Below are 25,846 nucleotides of genomic sequence, written 5' to 3'. Positions count from 1 at the left end.
TGTATTAGATATACTTAAGTTAACTCGGGGGTTGTTCGAAAAATGCTGGAAAGGATAGTTCATATTATTGCTATACAAGAGAAGTACTTAGATGAAATTACAAAACAAATGAAAGACGTTCTTGGTAATCATGTTGCTATTAGGCCTACAACATTAAAAGAATTGCGAACCAATATGGTAAAAGCTGATGATATAGTTGTTTTATCGCATAAGATGATTAGAGGCCTTGTAAACCAATTTATCCCTGCCGAATGCTCTTGTATTATTGCTAAAAGAGATGTTAATTATGCTAATTCTAGAGATTTACTCAATCTTCCGCAAGGCCAAAAAATATTGGTTATTAATGATACAAAATCCAATATTGAAGAAACTGTTGCTTCTCTACGGGAAACAGTTTTCGAGCATGAATATTATTCCTATAACCCCGATGAGTCAATACCAAATGCAATAGATTATATACTAACACCAGGGGAATTAGATTTGTTACCTGGAGGTTTACCACAAGTGATTGATATCGGGTCTAGACTTCTGGATATCGAGACTTTTTATGAAATAGTAAATGCAATTAGTATGCCTTATAACCCATCTCAAATTGTCAAAAGGTATATTAAATCTTTGGTTTCCCTTTCAGTAGATAAAAATGTAGATACCAAAACTCTAAGCGTTAGACATACAAAAGATATCCGAAATATTGCTCTTTATACATTTCGAGATGTAATAGCAGTAAGTGAGTCTATGAAAAAAACTGTTCATCTTGCAATGGAGTTTGCTAGAACGCCTCTTTCAGTTCACATTAGTGGTGAACGAGGAACTGGAAAAGGCATGCTAGCTCAGTCCATTCATCAACATTCCATACATTCTAACTATCCTTTTATATCCGTGAATTGCACTTCAAAATCTGCATACATGCTGGAAAAGGAGTTGTTTGGGTCAGAAGATGGTAACACGATTACGGTTGGTGCTTTTGAAATCGCTAATAATGGAACCGTATACTTAGAGAATGTAGACGAGTTGTACATTCCAATTCAACTACGAATATTACGGGCAATAATAGAAAAAGAATTTCAGCGAGTTGGCGGATCCAAAACCATTCCATTGCAGGTAAGATTGATTTCCTGCAGTAAAGAAGAATTAAAAAATGTTAAAGATAACCGAAAGATTAATGATTCATTTTATGAGGCTTTAACTTCTCTGTCTCTAAGGGTCCCATCCTTGATGGAGAGAAGGGAAGATATTGTTCCTTTAATTGAGGATATTAAACGAAAGCTGAATAAAGAAGATATCAGATTCACCACAGGGGCAATTGATCAGTTACTTATGTATAATTGGCCAGGGAATGTAACAGAACTTTATAATACAATTACCTACCTTTCCTTCTTGGGTGAGCAAACAATAGAGATAGAAGTATTGCCCTTAAGTATACGAAAAGAAGAGAATAAATTTCAGTATTTGCGACAGCCGGAGATTAATTTAAGAGAAGTTATAATGAAAATTGAAGAACATGGCTTTTTAGAAGATAGTATTGAAGTTCTTAAAGTTTATGAGAATGGCAAACGTGAACGGACCTCATATGGAAGGTTAAGTCTTAAAAAGTTATTAGAAAAAAAGGGAATTTTTCTCACTGAACAGCAATTACGAATGAGAATGGAAGTACTTCAAGAGCTAGGTTTATTAATTATTAGACAAGGAAGAGCTGGTTCAACAATTTCGCGATATGGTGAAGAATTCCTTCAATTAATTGGTAACACTAGTTCCTAGATTCCTACAAGTTAAAAGCTACTAGCAAATTGGAAGACTTTCCATTGTCTATACAGCATTTAAAGGCCTTATCCAGATAATAAATTGGATAAGGCTTTTTACTTTAACTACCGCTATTTTGTAGATGCTCTAGCTTGCATACCCTGTTCATTGACTCAATAACACTCTTTAGTAAAGTATTTTTTCTTCTAGTACTTGATTTCTTATCCCCTCACAGTTTTTTTACATCAATTTCCCACTTTTAGTGAAAGATAATATAAAAAACAAAGTGGGGGGTTAGAACATGCATGAATTGCAATCAAAAATTGAAGGCATGCAGTTTGATTTATATAAACTTGAACAAAAGCTAAAGCCAATTGGTTACACAATAGGCGGCAACTGGGATTATGATCATGGTGCCTTTGATTATAAAATCAATGACGAAGGAAGTTACCAATTTGTAAGGGTCCCGTTTACATCTGTTGACGGCCAGCTTGATTCGAGGAATTGTACAGTTGAACTCGGCAGGCCGTTTATTTTATCTCACGTATATCAGGGCGAGCTTGATGATCATGCTGATACGGGTACCTTTTCGGGCACACTTAACCAGTTTTCCGAGCCAATTGAAAAAGACAGTGATATTCCAGGACAAGCAGTAGATGCCGGGAAACGTATAGTTGAGAGGCTGGAAACGGTTCTCCTCACTTAATAGCTAAGAGCAGATCGCTTTCTTTAATGACCAGATCGGGAGGAGGATTGAGAAGAATAGTTTTCTCTCTCTTAATCCCGATCAAAATTTTTTTATCAATGGAAATGGCGTTGGCTGTTTCAATAAAACTCTTATTGAGGTGCTCGGATTCCGGAGTTATTTCCAGTAGCCTATTTTCCTGAAGCTGCTCGAATACTTCGGGGATAAGACCTGCATTTGCTGAACGCAGGCTATTCAGCATATAAACGCTCGTTAATTTATTGGATTGTAAAACAAGGTCGGCACCTGCACGATTTGCATTGATAACCTGCTCAGATGTCAGGATTTCAACGATGCACGGAATTTTAGGACTGAGTCCCTTTATCGCCAAAAGAGTGAGGATACTGTACATATCTGCCTGTATTTCTTCATTCCCCTGATCGGCGGTAATTAGTACCCTGTCAGCCTCTGCGAGGTTTGCCTTTTTCAAAGTTTCATCCAAGTGGGGTTTCCCCTGAATGTAATGTACATATCTTGAGTGAATGGGAATGGTTTTAAGCGTTTCATCAATTAGGACAAGTGGCTGAGGATAATCCTGATTCGTGATCTTCTGAATTAATTCCCTTGATCTTTCATTCCAGCCAATTATGATAATATGCCCGCTTTCTTTGTAGGTAATTTTTCCCTCAGAAAAAGCATTTTGACGTGTAACCGCAGCAGCTGATAAAGTAACAAAATAGGAAGAAACAAATCCAGCGCCAATTAAAATAAGAATAATGGCTGCAGCCCTTCCAGCAATAGTATGGGGAACATAGTCGCCATAGCCGACAGTCGAGGCTGTGATGATCGCCCACCAGATGCCGTCCAAAATATTTGGAAAAGTCCGCGGCTCTAATAAATGAATTAAAATTCCAAAGATAACTACAAAGAGCAGTGTAATCAGCAGAATTCGGGCCAAAAGGGGAAGCCTTAAAAATTTTATATATATGTGATTTGGCATCTTCTTATTTCAACCTCCCGCGTATATTCACCTTCAGTATGGACGAAAAAAGAATCTTTCATAATAGATTGGAGTCAGACCCAAAAGAAAAGCAGCCGGACGGCTGCTTTTTCAATTGGTAAGAAAATATAAAGTTTTACCTTTTAAATTGTCTAGCTCCAGCGCCCAGCGAGTTTTCAGCCTTAAAAATGCTTCTTTGAATATCTTGCACAAAGTATGACCTTTAGGTGATACTTTGTGCAGCTAGTGTCCATCCCGCTTCTCCCTACGATAAGTCAACATCGAACTCAAGTGCTCCTGCGCCACAGCTTTTTCAAAGAAGCTTATGTGCAGCTCGTCGTAAAGCTTCATGTCGCCTTTTCAGAGGAGCCGTTACAGGAAGTTTACTCAGGTAGTTGCTTCGCTGAACGGGCGATTGCGCTTTTCTTATTTTCACTACCACAAATACTCTCCCTCTTTTGGCAGATCAGTAAAGGAGAAATATTTCAAGGCTCGCTGAGGGACAAATTTCAGTGTCCGGTTATTTATATATCCAGCCCCTCTTGTTGCATCCTGTTCCTGCCAGTAGCCGTCTAATTTGACCTCATTCCAGGCATGGTCTCCTCCGTACACTACCTTTGCCTCAATCCCGGCCGCGCGGTGAAGGGCTGCGTTTAGGTGGGAAATCCCCATACACATTGCTATTTTAGTATGAAGGGTCTCAACTGCAGTTTTAAATTTAAAATCATTGCTGTACTGGACTCGCTGGTATAAATCCGCATCATATTTGATATTGGTTGTAACCCAGTCAAATATAGCCATGGACTTTTCTGAATCTGTTCTTTTTGCGCTTGTTATTTTAGCGGCGATTTTTTTTATTTCGGGATCATCACTTTGGATGACTTTACTTGGAAGCAGATTGGGGTTTTTGTGTATTGTTTTAATCAAATGGTAGGAGATGACTGTAAAGAGATTGTGCTTTTCATTTCGCATTAAAGAAATGTCTTCGATTATTTGAGTCGTAAAATCCTGCTGTGAGGCTGGAATATTTGAAGGTTGAAAGCCTGCTAGAAGCAAAAGAGACAATAGTAATAAAATAAATTTTTTCCTCTTCATTTCCTTCCCCCGCTCAATATTTTCGGCAAAATTCAACATAAAAGTATATAAATAAAGTTTTTAAGTTAAATATAGGAGGAAAAGAGAAAAACTTCAAATATTTTGTCACAAAATAGACAAAAATAAAAAGGAAATCCGATAGGGATTTCCTTTGGGAATTAAATTTATGGCAGCAGGGTCAAATAACCTCCCGTTGTCTCTATATTTTAAATCAATTGATGTTAGTGAGGGCAGATAACCTCACATTGTCCCATCAGTATGAAATTAATCTTCCTCTGGAATTCGATAGCTTAGGAGGAAGTAGGCATATTTAGATTTATTATTTAATTGCTCTTCTGTTAAGGAAGGGATAGGTACTTCCTTCAAATCATTCTCCGCATTAAATGTCTTCATTATTTTTTCCTGTGAAAGAACCCATTCCTGTCCTGTCATCTCGCTGAACCGGAGCAAAAGATTTAGGGGGTGGCTTCCTTCGTTGTCGGGGGAGTTTTCAAGTTCCTTTTTTAGCAGCTTTAATCCGGGCTGAAGTATTTTCATAATTTCATTCATAACAGTTTCATGGTGTGTTTCTAACAGTTTTTCGTCAAGTTCAAGCATATGCTGCCCTGCCGATTTGGTAGTCTGATAGAATTTTTCAATTAAGTTTCCATGCTGCCGGGTATCAGCCAACTCTATTAGTTCCGCTTCCTCAAGCTTTTTTACATGATAATAAAGCCGTGAAGGCTTCTCATTTAATTCTTCAGCAAGCTGGCTGACTGTTACTGGTGTTTTTGCGATATCAAGAATACTTTTCTTTCTCGGGTCAAGAAGCATTTTGGCTATTTCAATGTCATCAATTTTTTTCATCATATTTCTCCCGCAGAATTAGAATTTATTGTCGGTGAAACAGGGCTTGCACTCCCTCCTAAGCTGCCGGCCAAAGTTTTGTATCCTTTTAATAAAGGCAGCAGGATAGCGGTAACAATAAGTAGGCACCCTGCCAAAGCAGTCCCATTCAGGACGCCGATTTCCCTTGCTATCCATCCTCCTGCCAAAATTCCTGCCATTTGGAAACTGCTTGCTACAAATCCGAGTAATGAAGAGCCCCTGCCTCTAAAAGCCGCTGGTGTTGACTGTAAAAATAGACTGCTTAATGGAACATTTATAAAAGCATTTAGAAGACCTGATATTATACACCAAACATACACCGGAGCAATTCCAAATTCAAGCCTTAGTGTATTGAGAGGGAGAATAAAGGCCATCCAAAAGCCAATTGCTGCTGTACCAGTTAATAGAACCGCAGCCGGCTTAAGCTTTTTTAAAGAGTAGGGTGCTGCTGCCGCGGCCCCTAAAATAACACCAACCGACATGGTGGCTTCAATAGTACCAAAATGAAAGGCAGAGACATGAAATACATTCGTCAGCACTGCAATTAAGTTTGTATTTAATACACCAATAACTAGAGTAATCGGCATAAGAAGGATCAGGAGAAAACGAAGAGCGGGCATTCTGGTTACCTCTTTTATTCCTGAACGGATTGCTTCGATGTATTTCTCTTTGGATGTGGAATCTTTACTTTTAACTGTTCCTAATGAGGCGATGGAAAAAATGAATAGAGCCGAAATGATAAAGGTGGCTGCATCTAAAAGGAAGATTAATTTGAAGTTTTTCGAAACCATGAGCAAAGCCCCTAGGGAAGGTCCAATAATATCCATTGCTGCACGGGTTGACTGGGAGAGGGAAATGGCTTCCTGTATGTTCGATTCACCTGCAAGGTCTGGTATGGAAGATGATCTGGCTGGGTCAAATAAGGCAGAACCAAGGCCCTGGAAGGCAATTAGAATAATTAAAGCTGTAACAGAGTGATGAAAAGGAATCATTAGTAAAACGATGATACAACGATAAAGATCAGCGGCAACCATAAGATGCCTTCGATTATATTTGTCTGCCAGCGGCCCCAGCACTATCCCAAAAATCGCATTGGGAAGAAGCTGGGCAAATAGGGCCAGGCCAATAGCTAGAGGATCCTTTGACAAAATAGCAATTAAATAGACTATAGCGGTCCTTGTTATCCCATCCCCAAGCTGAGAAACTATCTGCCCAAGCCAAAATCGCAAATACCTGGCATTTTTTAAAATAATAAACATCTAATCACCCTTTATAAATTAATTTATCGTTAAAAATAATTTTAATGATAAAAATAATTTTAATGGAAAAAACACATTTTGTAAATATATGTAAAGTATCTATTTTTGTCGAAGAATATTTTTCTTTAGAAACAAATGGAATAATTTCCAAACAGTAGCGAAACATAAATACCGTGATAAAAAAATAGTTGAGGTGTTATGGGTGTGAATATGAACAATGTGAAAGAGCAACGACTCCTAATCCTTGCCATCTTCATTATCGCCTGCTATCTTTCGCCATTATTTCTGCTGCAGGAAAACGCCCATATAAGAGTACATGATAATTTAGACTCTAATCTTGCATGGTACCGGGTTTTGGCGAAAAGCGGGGAACTTCTTGGGCCAATTAACGGAACCATTCCTCAAATCATAAACGGGCTTCCGAGAAATGCATTTGGGACAGAAATGAGCGGAATTGTTTGGCTGTATTCATTGCTCCCAACCATGATGGCATATGCAATAAGTCAGGCGATCACAAGAATTGTAGCTTTTATTGGAATGTACTTGCTCCTAAAGAAGCATTTACTTCCTGATCAAAAATGGATTTTTATAAACATTGGTACTGCTCTGGCTTTTGCACTTACACCTTTTTGGCCATCCGGAATGCTGAGCACACTTGGAATGCCACTTGCACTTTGGGCATTTCTCAATGTAAGGAATGGTGAAAAGTCACTTAAGAACTATACTGTATTTACTCTATTGCCTTTCTATTCAAGTATTGTGCTTGGTTTTTTCTTCTTTTTATTTGCAATGGGGGTCCTTTGGGTCAGGGATGCCGTCAGGAAGAAGAGTTGGAATCTCCCATTCCTATCAGCTTTAGCATATATGATAACTGTTTACTTGATTGTGGAGTACCGGCTGGTTTTTTCTTTCATGTTTAAGGGTGCGCCTAACAGCAGGGATGAATATATGCACGCTACATTGCCTTTTTGGCAGACCATGAGGCTTGTATTTAAGAATTACCTGCTTGGCCATAACCATGTAATGACTGTTCATACACTTTTTATATTGCCAGCAACTCTTGCAGCAATGTATTTCGTGCTATCCAAGGACTTATGGAAAAAAGAAAAGACATTTGTCTTTCTCTTCTTTCTAAACTTTTTTCTTTCGGTATGGTATGCGTTTTGGTTTTATAAAGGCTGGCTCCCCGTTACAAAACGTTTTCACTTTTTGGATACCTTTAATTTTGCCAGATTCCACTTCCTGCGTCCGCTTGTTATTTATGCAGGTTTTGCTTTAGCCGTAAAAATTATTTTTGAACAAAAAGCTTACCTGCAAAGGATTGCCATTGGGCTAATTACGGCACAAATCATTCTTCTTTGCCTTTTTAATGAAGAAATAGTTTATCGTGATAAACCTACAGTAAAAGAGTTTTATGCAGAAAATTTATTTACCGGTATAAAAAATTATATTGCTGAGCCGACAAAGGAGTATCGTGTGGTCAGTATCGGTATCCATCCGGCCATTGCTCAATATAACGGTTTTTATACATTGGATACCTATAATAATTTCTATCCCTTAAAGTACAAACACCAATTTCGCCAAATAATCCAGAAGGAGCTTTCTAAGAACAAGATAGTGCAAAACTATTTTGATCACTGGGGAGGCAGGTGCTATTTATTTTCAGCGGAATTGGGCAAGCGATACATGATAAAAAAAACGTCCAAAAGACATTTAAAACACTTGCAAATCGATACGGCTCTTTTTAAAAAAATGGGAGGAAAGTATATCTTTTCCGCACTGCCTATCGATAATGCAACTGAAAATAAACTGGTACTCATGAAGGTTTTTAAATCCAGGTCAGCTGCCTGGAATATTTATTTGTACCGGGCATTATAAACACCAGGAGGATCCAGAATATGCTTGAACCAACTTTGACGATTGTAGTTCCCTGCTACAATGAAGAAGAAGCTTTGCCTGAAACCTTCAAACAGCTTGGAAACCTTATGGAGGACATGATAAGCGAAGAACTAGTATCCAAAAATAGTAAGTTATTGTTTGTGGATGATGGGAGTAAAGACCGGACGTGGGAGATTATTTATAAAGAAAGTCTAAAGAACAATGTTATCCGGGGTCTTAAGCTTGCAAAAAATGTAGGTCACCAAAATGCCCTTCTTGCTGGATTATTTACTGCTAGAGATGTTTCAGACTGTCTTATTTCTATTGATGCGGACCTTCAGGATGACATCCGGGTAATTCGTGACTTTATCTTAAAGTACAACGCTGGATGCGAGGTTGTTTACGGTGTAAGGAAAGGACGTACAACAGATACATTTTTTAAGCGGTGGACTGCACAGGGATTTTATACTTTAATGAAAAAAATGGGCGTAGATCTTGTATATAATCATGCTGATTTCCGCCTTATGAGCAGGAGAGCCGTAGAGGAACTGGAAAGCTTTAAAGAGGTAAATATGTTTCTTCGCGGGATTGTTCCTTTGATAGGACTCAGGACAGACAAGGTCTATTATGACCGCCTTGAAAGGCAGGCAGGGGAGACTAAGTATCCTTTGAAAAAAATGCTTTCCTTTGCCTTTGACGGGATCACATCCTTTTCAGTCACGCCAATCAGAATGGTATTGCTTATTGGCTTTATTTCCTTTATGGCAAGTATAGTTTTTGGAGCCTATTTCCTCTTTTTGAAATTTACCGGAAGCACCCAAACAGGATGGACATCCCTTATCACCTCTATCTGGCTTATCGGGGGCCTCCAGCTGATTGCAGCTGGCCTGATAGGAGAGTATGTTGGTAAAATTTATAAGGAATCAAAGAGTCGTCCCAAGTATATTGTCGATATAGATTTCTTCCATTTACCCGTTCCTGAAAGAATGAAAATGAATCTATCTCGGCATGAGGAGTTGAAGCAGCTGGAGCAGCTTCAATTGCCTGAAAAGAAAGCGTAAATACTCCGAGAAAATCCTTTTGTTTATGAAGTGCAACCACTAGGGAGGTTCCCGGTTCGCCGCGGAAAGCAAGCGCCGTGAGTGATAATCAACAGTCCGGTTTATCAGAGCATTTTTAACAAGTAGAGTGATAAATCATCTATCCTAAAAACTCGTCTATTGACGGGTTTTTTTTGAGCTCTTTTCCAAAAAACTTCTAAAGCTTTTTTACTTTTTAGTAGTACAAGCACGATTTTCTGAATAAAGATTTGTAGACGGGTTTTATTACAAACGGGGAGAGAATCGTATGAGTGTATTCCTTAGCTATATTCTTTTGGGGCTTTCGCTTGCTGCTCCCATCGGGCCAATAAATGCTGCCCAAATTGAAAAGGGTATCAGAAGTGGCTTTATGCATTCCTGGCTGATTGGTTTGGGGGCAATGGCTGCTGATATTGTGTACATGCTAATTGTATATATTGGTGTGGTAAAGTTTATTGATACTCCATTTATGAAAACCTTTTTGCTATTTTTTGGATGTTTCATTCTAATCTATACAGGGATAGAAACGCTTGTTAAAGCTTCCGATGTAACACTGGATAGGACAAAGAAGAGTGAACCTTTATTTAGATCCTTTCTTGCTGGATTTTTTATGTCTATTTCCAACCCGCTAACAATCCTTTTTTGGCTGGGTATATATGGATCTGTTTTGGCAGAAACAGCCTCTGCATACGGGCATCGTCAGCTGATGATTTACAGTACAGCCATCATAATAGGATTATTAATTTGGGACATTGCCATGGCGAGCATTGCCAGTTCCTTTAAACGATTTTTGACTTCTGGCCTAATTCTTTTTATCTCTGTGATATCGGGACTATCTTTAATCGGCTTTGGGATTTATTTTGGCATTGAAGCCATAAAGGTACTGGTTTAATAAATAGTATTTTAAAAAAGGCTGGGGGGAACCCCAGCCTTTTTTATTTCAATTCTCTGCCGGTTGCCCCAACTGATTTATCGGTATTGCTCTGGTTGTTATATTCTGCATCGTTTATACCTGGTGTTTGATCATGTCCAGTTCCGATATACGAGCCAATATGCTTTTTCTGTGTTTTATTAAATTGCTTCCAGTTTTCATTTACCATATTAATATCCCCGCTTTCTTTTGCATGGTTCATTCAATAGATTGTATTACCCACAAAGGTTTAATTCGGTACAAATTTTCCCACCAAAACTAAAAGACGTAATGAAAGTCGGTAAAAGTGGAACAATATGAGAAGTGAAACCAAACTGTATTTTGCCTCCAATCGGCTCCATTCGGTTTTATGGCTGCAGTTACTCATATATGAGAAAGGAGTTTTACCATGCTATCCTCACAGCAAATGGCCGAAATACAAACACGATTGTCAAAGGAAAAAAGTGAGCTCCAGGACCTTTTAAAAGAAGATGACCAAATGGGTTTCAACCGTGGATTTGATCATGAATCCATGGGAGAATTATCAAGCTATGATAACCATCCGGCTGATGATGGAACTGAACTTTACGAGCGTGAAAAAGATATTGCCCTAAGGGAGCATTATAATCTGGAATTAAGAAATATTAATGCAGCATTAGATGCAATTGCTAAAGGCGATTATGGAAAGTGCCATGTTTGTGGAAAGGACATTCCAAGGGAAAGGCTTGATGCTCTCCCCACGACTTTATTTTGTAAGGAGCATAGTCCCGATCAAGTTGTATCTCATGACCGCCCTGTGGAGGAAGGGGTTCTTATGGAACCTTTCGGTAAATTTGATCTTGATGAAATTGATGAATCTGTCGCCTATGATGCAGAAGACAGCTGGCAGGATGTTGCTGTTTACGGAACTTCGGAAACCCCTTCCGATTTGGCATTTTCCGAAGATGCCTACCATGATATGTATGTTGAAGCAGATGAAAATTTGGGATATGTTGAGGACTTTGAGAACTTTACGGGCAATGATATGTATGGGAAAAATGTAACCGTCTATCCAAATGCCCAGCATGAACTATATGAAGCTGAACTGGATGAAGAGGGAATAATGACAACCTTTGGAGATTTACCTGCATTTGAACATGATCCATATGTTGAAAATGATTAAGTTATGGGTATTAGAAAAGCATGGCATTCGCCAAGTCCTTTTGGCGGATGCTCTAGTTTTTCTTATCACGCTCAAATCGGCACATCCTCAAAAAAGCTATGCTTTTTCTTCGTGCGAGGCAAAGCTGACGTAGCTTTCCTTGTCCTGTGCCTTTCGCCTGACTAGGGCTTCCTCGGAAAAGCTAGTGCTTTTCCTTCGTGCGATGATATTGCTGAAGAAGCCTTCCTTATCCTGTCGGTCGTGCGTTCAGAATTTATGGATATAAATTCTTGATTAGCTAAAAAAGAAAACAGCTTCATCTGAAGCTGTTTTCTCAACATTTAAGCGGAGTATTTTATTCCTCATATCCTTTTTGAGGAATTTTAAGGTCCTTGCCGTTCACATCATCAATAACTGCCCCTATTTCACCTTCCATGTAAGCGTCGCTTACTTGTTCATGGGTAGTTGCCAAGCCAGAGGACAAATCATCCTGCTTTTTATAATCCTCAGTATGATAAATACGTCCGGCAATTTTAGTTGAATCTTTTGGCGTTTTAGATTCCACGGATCAACACTCCTTTAAAGAAATATGTTCGTTCAGATGTATTTTCCGCCATTATCTAATAATTACTCATGGCTCAAATAGGAAGGAGAGGTAAAAATGAAGGAAGAAAAAAATTTACCAACACGTGAAGGACTTGATCAGGCATTTACAGATCTTCAGGATCAAATTACAAGAATAACAGTCGATGAGGAAGAAGAACAAATGAAACAGGAAGTGGATAATGAAGCAAATGCCCATAATAAACAAGGGTAAGATTCCCTTGAGCAACATTTTTTCCTGCATTCTAAAAAGGGTCAAGCAGGCAATAATTTTTCTCTAGACCCACCTGCATTTTATTTGTTATGCTTTCAAATGGATTTTTAAAAGGGAAATTTATTGGGAAGTGAGCAATATATATTTGCTTCCGATGTACTTAATACTGGCTTTTGGGCAGGAGTACAAGCATTTTTATATGGAGTGGAGTAAATTGGAATGAGAGAAACTTTAGCAAGAAAAATCGCCTGGATTAGTCTAGTTAGCAACATCCTATTAACTTTCGGAAAAATTACTATTGGTCTTTACGGGAAATCTGATGCTGTTTTTGCAGACGGTATACACTCTGCCGCAGATGTGTTTGCGTCCGTCATTGTTTTGCTTGTGATTAAAATTTCCAATAAACCAGCTGACAAAGAACACCCCTATGGACACGGAAAGGCAGAAGTCATTGTATCAGAAATTGTGGGGATCCTTCTTTTACTAGTTTCCTTTTATGTGGTTTATGAAGGAATATCAGGCTTTTTCCATCCTGTTGAAACGCCTAGCATATTAGCTATGTGGGTAGCCGTTTTTTCATTCGTGGCAAAATTGCTTTTATATCGCTCTTCTCTTAAAGTGGCCAATCAGCAAAACAGCAAAGCAATTGAGGCGATTGCCTTTGACCATAAAGCAGATATTGTTGCGTCCATTGCAGCGGCAATCGGGGTGCTGCTCTCACTTGCAGGAGCATGGTTTAATGTCCATTTTCTTCTTTATGGCGATAAGGTAGCCAGTATTTTTGTTGCCTATCTTATTTTTAAAATTGCCAAAGAAATGCTTACAGAGGCATTTGATATTCTTCTTGAAAGAAATATCGATACGGAGACATTGAATGAATATGTAACAGTCATTTCGCAATTTTCCGAGGTCCGCAGGATAGACCGGATCAGGGCAAGAGAGCTTGGCCACTATATACTGGTCGACTTGAGAATTTCCATAGACCATTTTAAAACAATAAAAGAAGGTCACGATCTGGCAAGAGCGATAAAAGATAGTCTGATTGGTAAATACGACAATATCGATGAAGTATTGATTCATCTTAACCCATATTTCCCTGAGAAGTAGGCATATACCAGTAAAAAACAGGTTTGTGCTTTTAGGGTTTAGGGTTTATGATAAGGTTGGAATAAAGTACGGGAGGAGTTGATATTTTTGTGTTACTCGTTTGACCCAGACCCCGAGAGGCTAGGGGAAGTCACGTTTATCTTTGAAAAGATCGAATTGATTTCTGCAAGAATATCAGCTCTAGAAAAGGTAGGATGGCTTCCTCGAAAAATGTGAGAGGAGGTTTTATCATGATTGAGATTTTTAAAAGCAACGAATTTAGACAGCTTGAAAAAACAAATGAGATTTCCAAAGGCTGCTGGGTGAATCTATATGCCCCAACTGAACAGGAAATAATCAGCGTGACAGAGGGAACTCAAATCACTGTCGACTTTATAAAAGATGCTTTGGATGATGAAGAAAGGCCAAGGATTGAACGGGATAATGGCCAAGTTTATATTATCGTTGACTATCCGTATATTACTCATGATGATTCGGGATTTCCGATATATGAAACCATTCCAATTGGGATCGTTTTAACGGATGACTGCATCATTACTGTTTCCTTAAAGGACACCCCCATTCTGGCGGACTTTAAAAACAATAAGGTAAAAGAATTCTTTACTTTTAAGAAAACTAGGTTTGCCCTGCAAATTCTTTTTGTTATTTCTACTTATTATTTGCGGTACCTGAAACAAATTAACAAAAAAACAAATGAAATTGAACGGGAATTGCATCAATCAATGAAGAACAAAGAATTGTATGCCTTCCTGGCCCTCGAAAAAAGTTTAGTTTATTTTACAACTTCGCTTAGATCGAATAAGGTAGTTCTTGATAAAATTTTACGTTTTAATTATTTGAAAATGTACGATGAAGATAAGGACCTTTTGGAAGATGTAATTATAGAAAAACAGCAGGCTATTGAGATGGCTGACACGTACAGTTCCATCCTTAGTGGTATGATGGATGCCTTTGCCTCTATCATTTCGAATAACCTTAATATTGTTATGAAATTTTTGACATCCGTAACCATTATTCTTTCTTTCCCAACAATGGTAGCAAGCATTTATGGAATGAACGTAAATCTTCCTTTCCAGCACAGCCCTCATGCATTTTTAATAACTATGTCTTTTGCACTTTTTCTTACATGTATGACTGCCCTTATTTTTTGGAAAAAGAGATACTTTTAAATTTAAGGAGGGATGCCGGAAAAAACGGCCACCCTCTTTTTTACTATTTAATTTCCAGATATTCAGACAATTTTCTAATTCCCTCATGCATATCTCTACGGTTTTCCTCGTTGTTCATTTCATTCCTAGCATGAAGAAGTACGGGCCTCACAGATTCTACGGACCCCCCAAATGAATTCATCCATTCATAGCGGGGTACCATCCATGTATGGAAATGGTGAGTGGTATCTTCATTGTAAAAATAATAAACATACTCTATTCCCAAAGCTTCTCGCTGAGAGGCACGAATTCTTTTTAAAATGCTTGTATAATCCGAGAGTTCCTCTTCAGTCATTTCATCCAGGCATTTAAAATGCCTTTTAGAAGCAAGAATGACCAGCCCTTTAATTGGGTAGGCAACATCCTGATGGGCATGAAAATGTTCAGTTTCCACAATCACTCCACCCTCGGGTTTTATTAAACCGCTTGTCAGAGCACAGCTGAGACATTCTACTTCTACTTTTTGTCCGTCAGCTAAAAGTAAAGTTCGCATACATCCTCCAAAAACCTATTATTTTAACATGATCTTGTATTATTATACTATTAAGAAAATTTTTGGAAAGAGGGTTCTTTATGGTTCCGCAAAGAGTTAGTTTGGTAACATTAGGTGCAATAGACCTGCCAAGGCTTCGTGTTTTTTATCAAAAAATGGGATGGAAAGAAACTGCCATTAGTTCCGACAACTATGCCGCCTTCACAACTGCAGGGGTTATGCTGACGTTATTTCCACTCCAAGAACTTATGAAGGATGCAGGTGTAGAAATAGAAAAGTCAGAGGGTAAATATTCAGCCTTCACGCTTGCTGTCAATGTAGACAAGCCTGAAGATGTAGATGCATGTATCGGTTTGGCGAAGGATGCCGGTGCCAAAGTATTGAGAGAACCAAGCGATGCTTTTTGGGGCGGACGTACGGCTTATTTTGCGGACCCAGAAAACAACTTATGGGAAGTTGCGTGGAATCCGACCTCAGTATTCGATGAAAGAGGAGCAATGATATCGTTTTAATAGGAGCCCGTTCAGCGGAAGCTACTTTTAGAGGTGAAAAGGTTAGGTTAAACTGATTTAAAAATGATGCGGCTACAGTTTTTCTAAACATCAAACCGATCAAAAAAAGAGATGAATTAATGGCAATAGGCTTCCTTAACATCATATTGAAGCAAAACAAAAGATGAAATGATTCAATAGTCTTTCTAAACATCCATCTCATACAAAAAGTTCATGCCTAATTAAAAACAGCTGCCCGGTATCCCTGGGCAGCTGTTCTTGTATTAGAACTGGCTCATCATATCTTCGGGGCCATCCATCATCTGAAAGTTTTTGCTTTGCATGGCTCCGTTCGTTCCATGGCAATCCTTGTACATATCTTTCATTTCCTGAGTAGTCATGCCTGGATGTACTTCTTCCATATGCTTTTTCATTTGACCAAAATTAATATTGCTTAAATCACAAGATTCAGCAGCAAATACAGCTGTGCCAGTTCCAAGGATTATGACTGCTCCCATGATACTGAAAATCATTTTTTTCATATTAATCAGCTCCTTTTGTTTATAATCTTATTTTAATGGTTAAATGTGCAAAAACTTTGCAGAAATCATGGTGATTTTGTGTAGGTTTTAAAGAAAATGCTAAAAAGAGCAGGTGTTAATTTTCCCAACCCTGAATCCCGGGATATCCTTTGCTACTCTCTGAAAATATGAAATATACTTTAGCCACAGCCAACGAGCTGTGCCTAATTTTCAATTTTGAGAGGAGAACCAGGATGAAGAAAAAAAGAGTATTTGGATCTGCGCTATTGAGTATGGCAATGGGGATTTCAGTTTTTGCTACGGGGGCATTTGGACAGCAGGCTTCTGCACAGCAGGCTCCTGAAAAAGATACTTACCGGGTGCATATTATGGGGCCTCAGGCAGAGCAGGCTAAAGCTAAAAGTGCATATGGCTACCGTTGGGATTTTGGCAGTGATGGATTTACCACCACAGTTAATTCTAAACAGTATCAGGCATTATTAAATAATAAAAACTTAAAGATAGAGGAAGTTTCAAAGGTAGCTCTTGATTCCAGAGAGCAGGCTGCTTCACCTAAAGGAGTTTCGATAGAGTCAACAACTCCAACACAGCAAGTTCCATGGGGAATCAAAGCCATTTATAATGACAGCACTATTACCAAAACCTCTGGTGGAGATGGAATTAAAGTAGCTGTTCTTGATACTGGAGTTTACAAGAGCCATATTGATTTAACAGATAATGTGGAACAATGTAAGGACTTTACACAAACTAGTTCCTCGATGGTAAACGGAACCTGTAATGATGGGCATGGCCACGGAACACATGTATCAGGAACTGTTCTTGCAGATGGCGGTTATGATGGCCTTGGCATATATGGCGTGGCTCCGCAGGCAGAACTATGGGCGTACAAGGTACTGACTGACAGCGGTTCAGGATACTCTGACGATATTTCTGCTGGTATCCGCCATGCAGCCGATGAAGGGACAAGGCTTGGCGCTAAGGTTGTCATTTCAATGTCTCTCGGATCAAGTACAAAAGATTCTATGATTGCTAGTGCAGTAGATTACGCATACAGCAAGGGAGTATTAGTAGTAGCTGCAGCAGGAAACTCCGGACCAAATGCCAATACAATTGGATATCCAGGTGCCCTTGTCAACGCTGTGGCTGTGGCTGCCCTTGAAAACATGCAGTCAAATGGAACCTATCGTGTAGCAGACTTCTCATCACGTGGAAACCCAAATACGGATGGAGACTATGTAATCCAGGAAAAAGATATTGAAGTATCTGCTCCTGGTGCCAGTATTTATTCAACTGCCAATGATGGAAATTATACTACTATGAGCGGAACTTCAATGGCTACTCCGCACGTTTCAGGTCTTGCGGCCAAAATCTGGTCTGCTAACAAAACATGGACAAATACACAGCTTCGTTCTGAATTGCAGCGCCGTGCCAAATTGTATGATATTAAGGGTGGAACAGGTGCCACTACAGGCGATGACTATGCGTCAGGCTTTGGATTTGCGCGTGTAAAATAAAATAGCATTATAAAAACCGCTCCAGCTTAACTGGAGTGGTTTTTTTGCGTGTAAAAATCTTTCACTAAAGGAATTTTCCCAACCTCTAACTTACTCTTTCTTTTACTATTTACAGAAAATTTAGAATAAAATTAAAGTTGTTAATGAATTCCCAAAAATGAGAGGAGAACGCAAATGACGAAAAGAAAAGTAGTTGGTTCAGCACTTCTTAGCTTAGCAATGGGGGTTTCACTATTCGCAACAGGAGCTTTTGGGCAGACAGCCGCCAAACAGGATACTTACCGGGTATACATCCAGGGATCCGATGTACAAAAAGTTAAACAAAACTATAATATACGCTGGGATTTTGGAAACAAGGGGTTTACAGCTACCGTAAATGACAGCCAATTTCAGGCATTATTAAAAAATAAAAACTTAAAGATTGAAAAAGTACCAGAAATAACAGTTGGAGAGGTTTATGCTGCTAAAGGCAAACCAGGCGGAGGAACATCCGCGGTTCCAAGTGACCAGACACCATGGGGAATTCAAGCGATTTACAATGATTCCGCTATTAGTAAGACTTCTGGAGGATCAGGAGTAGTTGTAGCTGTGCTGGATACAGGGGTTTTAAAAACCCACAAGGATTTGGCAGGCAGTGTGGTTCAATGTAAGGACTTCTCTCAGACCAAAACCTCTTTGGTTGATGGAAGCTGTGCAGATGGAAATGGTCACGGGACACATGTTTCCGGTACGATTCTTGCAAATGGAGGAAGCGATGGGAAGGGGATTTTCGGAGTTGCTCCTGAAGCAAAGCTTTGGTCTTATAAGGTATTGAATGACAGAGGGTCTGGGTACTCCGATGATATTGCCAGTGCCATCCGTACGGTTGCAGACCAGGCAACAAGTACCGGTACACATGTTGTTATTTCTATGTCTTTGGGATCAAGTTCAAAGGATTCACTAATATCTGACGCTGTAGATTATGCTTATGGTAAAGGTGTACTTGTAGTAGCTGCAGCTGGTAACGATGGCTCGGGAGATAACACGATCGGCTACCCTGGAGGGCTGGTGAATGTTGTAGCGGTAGCTGCGCTTGAAAACGTCCAGGAAAATGGAACCTACCGGGTCGCCGACTTCTCGTCCCGCGGAAATTCTGCAACGGATGGGGATTATGTGATTCAAGAAAGAGACGTTGAAGTCTCTGCACCGGGAAGAGCTGTTGAGTCGACCTGGAACGATGGAGCTTACAACACCATCAGCGGAACCTCAATGGCTACTCCCCATGTTTCCGGCCTTGCCGCTAAAATTTGGGCAGCCAATCCTAGCTGGAGCCAGGTGCAGGTTCGTAGTGAACTGCAAAATAGGGCAAAGGCAAAAGACATTCTTGGCGGAATTAGTGCAGCAAAAGGCGACGATAACGCCTCAGGATTTGGTTTCCCAACAGTAAAATAATCAACAAGAAGCCATCCGCCAATTTGCCGGATGGCTTTTAAGTCCATAAACCAGGAAAAAGTCCGGAATCAGCCTCTGGTACCTGGAGAATCCCAGCTTTTTCTAAAAATATTTTCAGAATAGTTTAAAAATGGGTCTTTTGGTATGTTTTAAAAATATCCCATCGTGATAGATTAATATAAAACGGGGTGGTGATCAGGTTGGAATACGGTCCCTTAATTAAATATTACAGAACTCAAAAAGGTAAGACCCAAAAAGAACTTGCACAAGGTATATGCTCAGTTCCCCATCTTAGCAAAATTGAAAATAACAGCAAGGAAGCCAATGAGGAAACAATAAATTTATTGTTGGGCCGCCTTCAGGTCGACCCTAAAGGAATTAGTGAAAAAGAAAATGAGATTGGCAGTTTACTAAAATCTCTTCAGGAGAAGATGAGGTATTACCTTAAGGACGAAGCAGAACAAATATATATACAGCTTAAAGAACTTGAGGGTATAGTCCCTTTCTCTGCTTACATCTATACATATGAATTATATAAATACAGATATTTTATGTTTACAGGAAAAATGGCGGAAGCAGAGACACAAAAGAATTTGCTGAGCAAGCAAAAGAAAAATTTTTCCCAACATGAAAGGTATTTATTTGATTACTATAATGCGATATGTTTAATGATGAAGGGTGATTATAAAAAGGCCGATGAAGAGATGGAAAGACTGGATTTCAACCCAAATCATGAATTTAACTCCGGAGATGTGCTTTATCACCGTGCGCTGATTAAAAGTGCGCTGGATCAGGCAGGATATGCGGTCCATTTTGGGAAAATGGCTCTTCAGTTTTTTATGGAAAAGCATAACTTTAAAAGAACTCTTCATACCCTTATGCTTCTTGGAATTAATTATACTCAGTCAAAAATATATGAAGAGGCACGGACCTGCTTTCAGCATTTAATTAGAAATGCAGAAATAATGAATGAGACGAAGCTCCTTCCGCAAATTTATCATAATATGGGACATCTCCATCAAAAGATAAAGAAAGAAGCGGAAGCACTGGCTTTTTATGAAAAAAGCTTGGCCCTTCAGGGGGAAAATACCCTTCATTATCTTATTACCTTGTATTCAATTGGAGAAATTTACTTTTCCTTTAAGGATAAGGAAAAAGCAAAGCAAAGTTTTAGCAGGCTCTTTTCACTTGCAAAGGAAATGGGTGTAAAGAAGTATCATCTGCTGGCGGAGTTTTATCTTATGTACTTAGAATCTCCAGAGAAATCGCTGTTATTTCTTGAACAAAAGGTTATTCCATTCCTTGAGATTAGCAATGGGAACATGGAAGAAATCATGGGATTCTATAAACTTCTTTCAGATCATTATAGACAACTCGGTGTTTATTCAAAGGTAGTTCAATATTTAAATAAAAGCAGTTAAGGAGGATTTTAATTTGAAAAAATTACTTTTAGGTATTATATCTGTAATGGCTGTTGCTGTATTTGCATTAAGTAGCGGGGGAGCTGGTATATATTCAGCCAGTTCTTCTGATGCCCCGTCTGAAGCTCCAATTCAGCCTCCAATTTGATTGTTTAAATTTGCCTCCTTGTTTATAACAGGGAGGTTTATTTTAGCTTATCAGAATTTATATCCATAAATTCTGAACGCATAAGAAAAACTAAGGCATCCGCCAAAAAGGACTTGGCGAATGCCAAGTTTTTCTAAATGGTTAAGAAAGCATAAAGTTTTACCTTTTAAATTGTCTAGCTCCAGCGCCCAGCGAGTTTTCATCTCTGTAAAAGCTTCCTTGAGTATCTTGCATCAAGTATGACCTTTAGGTGATACTTGGTGCAGCTAGTGTCCATCCCACTTCTCCCTACGATAAGTCAACATCGAAATGCTTTGCATTTCGTGTATCCTTTATCTCAGTCGAAGTGGAGGCGCGCAGGACGCGGGTCAGAAAGGCGTTGCCACACGGACGTGGCGACCTTAGCCTTTCTTCAAATGGCCATACGTCGCTGAACGGGCGCTTGCGCTTTTCTTATGTGATTTTCTCTAATATTGGAAAGGGCTGTTCCCTTGCATTTCAGTAAGAGCAGGAGTAAGATTTTAAGGAACTTAATATTAACGGGAGCCTGTGGAATCAGGCTGAGAGTGCGGCTAATCTGGCGCAGACCGAATGAACCTGTTGGGTAATGCCAGTGTAGGGAAAAGCGTTGTTGATATTTTCGTTTTCGTGAAATATATCTGCAAGACAAGACACTTTGCTTACGCGAAGTGTCTTTTTTATAAGGATTGTTGCAATTTGAAGAACTGTCAGCAAAAATAGGCGAGATCCTTGCGGGAAAAGCAAGCCTATTATTGCTTTTATAAACAACAAAGTTTACGAAAAGAGACATTAATAAAAATATGTACTGCTCGTTTTTCTTACCTTGAAAGGAATGAATCATATGGAAAATCAGGCTGAGGTAATAGAAGAAATTTTAACCTATATGCAAAGCGGAGAAAATTCAGAGAAAAGTTTTAATAAACATGCTTTGAGCCTATTTTGCTACCAATATACACACAATCAGCCCTATCGTAAATTTTGCATGCACAGGGGAAAAACGCCAAGAACAGTTAAAGCTTGGCAGGACATACCCCCTGTTCCAATAAACGCATTCAAAGAGCTGCCTTTAAGCTGTTTTAATCCGGAGGAAGCTGAAAGGGTCTTCATGACGAGCGGCACTACCAAAGGAGTTAAGGGAAAACACTATCATCCATCCATGACAATATGGGACTATTCTATGATCTCAAATTTTAAGAAGCGATTTATGAAGGATGATGAACAAATTAAAATGGGCATTTTATTTCCTTCCGAAGAAGAAATGCCAAACTCATCATTAGCCCGCTACCTGAATCTCGCTTTGCTGGAGTTCGGTACGGATGAAAGTAAATATTTGCTGGGCAAGGATGGTATAGAATATACCCAGGTTATTGAGGATCTAAGAAAAGCAGAGGAGACAGGTGAGCCCTATGTACTATTAGGCGCTGCGTTCAGCTTTGTCCATCTTTTCGAAGAAATGGAAAAGCGGAGAGTATCCTTTAAACTTCCTCAAGGAAGCCGAGTCCTGGATACTGGCGGATTTAAAGGTCAGTCAAAAGAAATGGGAATGAATGAGTTTTATGATTTGATTACTGCCTTCCTCGGAGTTCCAAGGGAGGAATGCATTAATATGTACGGAATGACCGAGCTTTGCACTCAATTTTATGACGATGGAAATGAAAAGGTACCATCCGTGAAATCAGGTCCACACTGGATTAGGACAAGGGTTGTTAACCCACTGACAGGTCAGAACGTACCTAATGGGCAAAAAGGCGTCTTGGTGCATTGTGACCTCGCCAATTTTAATTCAGTCACCGCTATTTTGACTGAAGACCTGGGTATTATGGAGGAAAACGGCTTCCTTCTGCTTGGCAGGGTACAGGGAACAGAAGCAAAGGGATGCTCCCTGGCTGTTGAAGAATTTATACAGGCCTCAAAGGGGAATTCTCTATGAGGGAAAGGGCAGGTTATATTCCCGATATAGGGACGGAGCAATTTGAATTAAAAACAATGGTTTTTGAAGGCAAAAATAAAAAACTTGAAGTGGAGATTCCTCTGCTTACGAATGAGCAAATGGATTTAGTTATCGATAAAGTGAAAAAGTCCAGCGCCGAAGTTTTGAAGGGATTTAAAGTATCAGAAATCGTTGATATCGTGGACCAGGTGATTGAAAAACTGCTGGACAGAAATTCAGCCTTCCGGAAAAAAGCGGAGGAACTCCTCCCGATTGTTACGGGTTATGATCGTGAAATGATTGGCCTAGGATTAACTTCTTATTTGAAAAACTTTCGCAAACCACAGCTCCAGCGATTTTTAGCTGAAGATTTTCCCAACCCTTTGGTCCTGGATGAATTTCAGCCTCAGGTGAAAAGAGGGTTTTCTAAGGCTGTTGGTCCTGATTTGATTCTCCATATATGGGCGGGGAACGTACCGGCCCTTCCTCTCTGGAGTCTTATATCCGGATTACTTGTAAAATCGGGCACTATCGGGAAAACAGCAAGTGCAGAACCTCTATTTGCGGGTTGGTTTGCGCAGCTTCTTGCAGAAATGGAACCCCGATTAGCCGATTGCCTTGCAGTTGTCTGGTGGAAGGGCGGAGACGAGGAAAGGGAAAAGCTTGTTTTACGAAAGTCCGATGCTATCGTTGCTTACGGCAGCAATTATTCGCTTGAGTCCCTAGCTAAAAGAGTTCCCATAACATCTCGTTTTCTGCCGTTTGGCCACAAAATAAGTTTTGGAATTGTGTCTAACATAAGCATTGATTCCCGTAAGGCATGGGATACTGCACATCGTGCTGCCCTTGATGTTGTTCGCTATGACCAGCAGGGCTGTTACTCGCCCCATTTGTTTTATGTCCAAAAAGGCGGTGCTGTATCCCCTCAGGAGTTTGCCAGATATTTAGCAAATGAACTTGATAATTTTGAAAAAAGATACCCGCGAAGATCGCTTTCTCTTGAGGAAGAATCCGAGATAGCTGCTTGGAGAAATAGTGCAGAACTTTCTTTGTACACCGATGAAAGTAAGGAGCTGATTGGTAATAGCAATCATTCATGGACTGTTGTCTATGAAGGGGAGAGCGGACAATTTTCTCCTGTTTGTCTTAACAGAACAGTTAAAGTTATTCCATATAATGATCCTGCAGAAATTCTATTTCAGATCGCACCCCATCGCCGTTTTCTTCAAACCGTAGGGGTAGCTTGCAGCCCAGCTGAACTTTTTAAAATGGCTAAAGGTCTTGCCGAAGCGGGAGTGACGAGGATAACAGGACTGGGAAGTATGGCTTCACCCGAACCGGGGTGGCACCATGACGGACGCTTCAGTTTAGCCGATCTTGTACAAATGGTGGATATAGAGCATTCTGCTGAAGAATTGGCTGAAATCTATGCGCCTTATCTAGATTAATAACGGAGGTGAAGAACTTTGAAAAAATTTGAAAATAAAGTAGTTCTTGTTACAGGTTCAAGCCGGGGGATAGGCGCTTCAATTGCTAAAGCCTTTGCCGAAGAGGGTGCGACTGTTATTATCAACTATGTTCAGAATCAAACGGCAGCCGAGTTGGTTGTCCAGATCTGTCTTGAATTGGGTGGGGATGCTTGGGCAATAAAAGCAGATGTTACAAGTGAAGAAGCAATTGATCGTATGTTTGAGGAAATCCTTCTGGAAACAGGAAGAATAGACGTGGTTGTTAACAACGCTTTTAAGCCTTATGTTTTCAATCCTGACACCAGAAAGCTTGCCTGGGAGGTTACTTGGGGTGATTACCAATCCCAGCTTGAAGGTGCTCTAAAGTCCACCTATTACGTCTGCCAAAAGGCAGTTCCGATAATGAAAAAACAAGCGGGCGGAAGTATCGTAAACATTGTAACTGATCTCATTGAGCGGCCGATTGTCCCATATCATGAATATACAACAGCCAAATCTGCTCTTCAGGGGTTTAGCAGAAATCTGGCTGCGGAACTGGGGTCTTTTGGAATAAGGGTCAATTGTGTGGCTCCGGGACTTGTTTACCCTACTGATGCGAGCAGGGAGACGAGAGAAGAAGTAAAAGAAATGATTATTGCTCAGACACCGTTAAGGCGGATTGCATCACCTGAAGACGTGGCAGGGCCAGTCCTATTTTTAGCTTCGGACTGGAGCGGATTCATGACAGGTCAAACCTTATATGTTGATGGCGGCCTTGTGATGAAATAAAACATTTAAAGGAGAAAGATGACATGCAAAATACTAAATTAGCAAATTTATTAGAACTTGTACGAAAGGCAAACCCACTCGTACATAATATAACAAACGTGGTAGTTACCAATTTTACGGCTAACGGTCTGCTTGCATTAGGGGCATCACCTGTTATGGCATATGCAAGAGAAGAGGTTGCTGAAATGGCAAAAATAGCTGGGGCACTTGTTCTTAATATAGGTACATTAAATTCTGAAACAGTTGAATCCATGATCCTTGCTGGACAAGCCGCAAATGAAGCGGGAGTGCCGGTTATTTTTGACCCGGTTGGAGCAGGAGCTACTTCTTTCCGTACAGAAACATCCCGGAGGATTATGAAAGAGGTAAAGGTTTCAATTATTCGAGGGAATGCTGCTGAAATAGCCAATACAATTGGGGAAGCCTGGGCGATTAAGGGAGTAGACGCAGGAGAAGGAAACGGGGATGTAGTCGCCCTTGCCAAGAAATCTGCTTTGCAATTTGGTACAGTCGTTGCTATAACGGGCAAAGAAGATGTAGTAACAGACGGTGAAAACACGTTTGTTATTAAAAATGGACATCCTATCTTAACCAAGGTAACAGGTACCGGCTGCCTTCTGACTTCAGTAATTGGGGCATTTGCAGCTGTTGAGAAAAATCTTCCAGAAGCAGCGGCTTCTGCCCTTATGAGCTATGGAGTTGCAGCAGAAAAAGCGGCACAAAAAACTATTGAAGAAGGTCCTGGAAGCTTCCAAATTGAGTTTTTAAATCAGTTATCCAGCATGACAAGTGAAGATGTAAGAAAGCATGGAAAGATTGAAACTTTGTAAGG

The 25,846-nt window shown here is 39.8% G+C and carries 26 protein-coding genes; 18 read left to right on the top strand and 8 right to left on the bottom strand.

The genetic code is table 11. The annotated features are described in order from the left end of the window. Positions 1 to 42 precede the first annotated feature (42 nt). Entirely contained in the window at positions 43 to 1,758 is a 1,716-nt protein-coding gene (locus AC3WR0_RS03830; protein WP_492551064.1) for a sigma 54-interacting transcriptional regulator, read from the top strand. Between the two features lie 283 nt (positions 1,759 to 2,041). After that, positions 2,042 to 2,446, top strand: coding sequence for a YugN-like family protein (locus tag AC3WR0_RS03825; protein WP_492551063.1), 405 nt, complete (start codon positions 2,042 to 2,044; stop codon positions 2,444 to 2,446). On the opposite strand, the gene AC3WR0_RS03820 is transcribed toward AC3WR0_RS03825, so the two are convergent. The 4 genes from AC3WR0_RS03820 to AC3WR0_RS03805 all read right to left on the bottom strand — a co-directional run bounded on the left by AC3WR0_RS03820 (position 2,439) and on the right by AC3WR0_RS03805 (position 6,646). Beyond that, on the bottom strand, positions 2,439 to 3,425 hold the full coding sequence (locus AC3WR0_RS03820; protein WP_492551062.1) for a potassium channel family protein: 987 nt from the start codon (positions 3,423 to 3,425) through the stop codon (positions 2,439 to 2,441). The genes AC3WR0_RS03825 and AC3WR0_RS03820 overlap by 8 nt on opposite strands. Before the next feature lie 435 nt (positions 3,426 to 3,860). Continuing rightward, on the bottom strand, positions 3,861 to 4,520 hold the full coding sequence (locus AC3WR0_RS03815; RefSeq protein ID WP_492551061.1) for a transglutaminase domain-containing protein: 660 nt from the start codon (positions 4,518 to 4,520) through the stop codon (positions 3,861 to 3,863). A gap of 264 nt (positions 4,521 to 4,784) precedes the next feature. Further along, entirely contained in the window at positions 4,785 to 5,366 is a 582-nt protein-coding gene (locus AC3WR0_RS03810) for a winged helix-turn-helix domain-containing protein (protein WP_492551060.1), read from the bottom strand. Then, positions 5,366 to 6,646 carry an MFS transporter gene (locus tag AC3WR0_RS03805; protein ID WP_492551059.1) on the bottom strand — a complete coding sequence of 427 codons (1,281 nt, stop codon included), beginning with the start codon at positions 6,644 to 6,646 and terminating at the stop codon, positions 5,366 to 5,368. Before AC3WR0_RS03805 ends, AC3WR0_RS03810 begins: the two co-directional genes overlap by 1 nt. Before the next feature lie 210 nt (positions 6,647 to 6,856). On the opposite strand from AC3WR0_RS03805, the gene AC3WR0_RS03800 reads away from it, so the two are divergent. The 3 genes from AC3WR0_RS03800 to AC3WR0_RS03790 all read left to right on the top strand — a co-directional run bounded on the left by AC3WR0_RS03800 (position 6,857) and on the right by AC3WR0_RS03790 (position 10,495). After that, on the top strand, positions 6,857 to 8,524 hold the full coding sequence (locus AC3WR0_RS03800; protein WP_492551191.1) for a DUF6044 family protein: 1,668 nt from the start codon (positions 6,857 to 6,859) through the stop codon (positions 8,522 to 8,524). Between the two features lie 20 nt (positions 8,525 to 8,544). Beyond that, the gene (locus AC3WR0_RS03795; RefSeq protein ID WP_492551058.1) at positions 8,545 to 9,585 is read left to right on the top strand and encodes a glycosyltransferase family 2 protein; all 1,041 of its coding nucleotides are present in this window, start codon (positions 8,545 to 8,547) and stop codon (positions 9,583 to 9,585) included. A gap of 286 nt (positions 9,586 to 9,871) precedes the next feature. Beyond that, positions 9,872 to 10,495 carry a LysE family transporter gene (locus AC3WR0_RS03790; protein WP_492551057.1) on the top strand — a complete coding sequence of 208 codons (624 nt, stop codon included), beginning with the start codon at positions 9,872 to 9,874 and terminating at the stop codon, positions 10,493 to 10,495. 43 nt (positions 10,496 to 10,538) lie between these two features. Here the strand turns inward: AC3WR0_RS03790 and AC3WR0_RS03785 are convergent, their stop codons facing one another. Next, positions 10,539 to 10,703, bottom strand: a complete 165-nt coding sequence (locus AC3WR0_RS03785) for a hypothetical protein (protein ID WP_492551056.1) — start codon at positions 10,701 to 10,703, stop codon at positions 10,539 to 10,541. Between the two features lie 219 nt (positions 10,704 to 10,922). On the opposite strand from AC3WR0_RS03785, the gene AC3WR0_RS03780 reads away from it, so the two are divergent. Beyond that, the gene (locus AC3WR0_RS03780) at positions 10,923 to 11,675 is read left to right on the top strand and encodes a TraR/DksA C4-type zinc finger protein (protein ID WP_492551055.1); all 753 of its coding nucleotides are present in this window, start codon (positions 10,923 to 10,925) and stop codon (positions 11,673 to 11,675) included. 334 nt (positions 11,676 to 12,009) lie between these two features. Here the strand turns inward: AC3WR0_RS03780 and AC3WR0_RS03775 are convergent, their stop codons facing one another. Continuing rightward, positions 12,010 to 12,219: a YozQ family protein gene (locus AC3WR0_RS03775; RefSeq protein ID WP_492551054.1), complete on the bottom strand. Its 210-nt coding sequence runs from the start codon at positions 12,217 to 12,219 to the stop codon at positions 12,010 to 12,012. Between the two features lie 96 nt (positions 12,220 to 12,315). On the opposite strand from AC3WR0_RS03775, the gene AC3WR0_RS03770 reads away from it, so the two are divergent. The 3 genes from AC3WR0_RS03770 to AC3WR0_RS03760 all read left to right on the top strand — a co-directional run bounded on the left by AC3WR0_RS03770 (position 12,316) and on the right by AC3WR0_RS03760 (position 14,747). Next, a complete protein-coding gene (locus AC3WR0_RS03770) occupies positions 12,316 to 12,471 on the top strand; it encodes a hypothetical protein (protein ID WP_492551053.1) in 156 nt (51 codons plus the stop codon). A 219-nt stretch (positions 12,472 to 12,690) separates the two neighbouring features. Then, a complete protein-coding gene (locus AC3WR0_RS03765; RefSeq protein ID WP_492551052.1) occupies positions 12,691 to 13,578 on the top strand; it encodes a cation diffusion facilitator family transporter in 888 nt (295 codons plus the stop codon). A 230-nt stretch (positions 13,579 to 13,808) separates the two neighbouring features. After that, complete coding sequence (locus AC3WR0_RS03760) at positions 13,809 to 14,747, top strand: magnesium transporter CorA family protein (RefSeq protein ID WP_492551051.1); 939 nt, start codon at positions 13,809 to 13,811, stop codon at positions 14,745 to 14,747. A gap of 43 nt (positions 14,748 to 14,790) precedes the next feature. Here AC3WR0_RS03760 and AC3WR0_RS03755 read toward each other — a convergent pair whose 3' ends face one another. Further along, on the bottom strand, positions 14,791 to 15,279 hold the full coding sequence (locus tag AC3WR0_RS03755) for an HIT family protein (RefSeq protein ID WP_492551050.1): 489 nt from the start codon (positions 15,277 to 15,279) through the stop codon (positions 14,791 to 14,793). A gap of 80 nt (positions 15,280 to 15,359) precedes the next feature. Between AC3WR0_RS03755 and AC3WR0_RS03750 the strand changes: the two genes are divergently transcribed. Then, positions 15,360 to 15,791 (top strand): VOC family protein, encoded by a 432-nt coding sequence (locus AC3WR0_RS03750; protein WP_492551049.1) that lies wholly within the window; start codon positions 15,360 to 15,362, stop codon positions 15,789 to 15,791. A gap of 263 nt (positions 15,792 to 16,054) precedes the next feature. Here the strand turns inward: AC3WR0_RS03750 and AC3WR0_RS03745 are convergent, their stop codons facing one another. After that, a complete protein-coding gene (locus tag AC3WR0_RS03745) occupies positions 16,055 to 16,312 on the bottom strand; it encodes a hypothetical protein (protein WP_492551048.1) in 258 nt (85 codons plus the stop codon). 233 nt (positions 16,313 to 16,545) lie between these two features. Here AC3WR0_RS03745 and AC3WR0_RS03740 point away from each other — a divergent pair, with 233 nt between their 5' ends. From AC3WR0_RS03740 to thiM, 8 genes are all read left to right on the top strand, one after another. After that, a complete protein-coding gene (locus AC3WR0_RS03740) occupies positions 16,546 to 17,826 on the top strand; it encodes a S8 family peptidase (protein ID WP_492551047.1) in 1,281 nt (426 codons plus the stop codon). A gap of 174 nt (positions 17,827 to 18,000) precedes the next feature. Next, positions 18,001 to 19,257 (top strand): S8 family peptidase, encoded by a 1,257-nt coding sequence (locus tag AC3WR0_RS03735; RefSeq protein WP_492551046.1) that lies wholly within the window; start codon positions 18,001 to 18,003, stop codon positions 19,255 to 19,257. 200 nt (positions 19,258 to 19,457) lie between these two features. Beyond that, positions 19,458 to 20,678, top strand: a complete 1,221-nt coding sequence (locus AC3WR0_RS03730) for a helix-turn-helix domain-containing protein (protein ID WP_492551045.1) — start codon at positions 19,458 to 19,460, stop codon at positions 20,676 to 20,678. A 13-nt stretch (positions 20,679 to 20,691) separates the two neighbouring features. Continuing rightward, positions 20,692 to 20,826, top strand: coding sequence for a hypothetical protein (locus tag AC3WR0_RS03725; RefSeq protein ID WP_492551044.1), 135 nt, complete (start codon positions 20,692 to 20,694; stop codon positions 20,824 to 20,826). A gap of 862 nt (positions 20,827 to 21,688) precedes the next feature. Further along, entirely contained in the window at positions 21,689 to 22,777 is a 1,089-nt protein-coding gene (locus tag AC3WR0_RS03720; protein WP_492551043.1) for a LuxE/PaaK family acyltransferase, read from the top strand. Further along, positions 22,774 to 24,225: an acyl-CoA reductase gene (locus tag AC3WR0_RS03715; RefSeq protein ID WP_492551042.1), complete on the top strand. Its 1,452-nt coding sequence runs from the start codon at positions 22,774 to 22,776 to the stop codon at positions 24,223 to 24,225. Before AC3WR0_RS03720 ends, AC3WR0_RS03715 begins: the two co-directional genes overlap by 4 nt. 18 nt (positions 24,226 to 24,243) lie before the next feature. Then, positions 24,244 to 25,014: a 3-oxoacyl-ACP reductase gene (locus tag AC3WR0_RS03710; RefSeq protein WP_492551041.1), complete on the top strand. Its 771-nt coding sequence runs from the start codon at positions 24,244 to 24,246 to the stop codon at positions 25,012 to 25,014. Between the two features lie 23 nt (positions 25,015 to 25,037). Further along, complete coding sequence (gene thiM, locus AC3WR0_RS03705) at positions 25,038 to 25,844, top strand: hydroxyethylthiazole kinase (protein WP_492551040.1); 807 nt, start codon at positions 25,038 to 25,040, stop codon at positions 25,842 to 25,844. Positions 25,845 to 25,846: the final 2 nt, after the last annotated feature.

This window comes from Neobacillus sp. FW104-15D2 (assembly GCF_058790155.1).
This window is presented reverse-complemented; position numbering and strand designations above follow the sequence as displayed.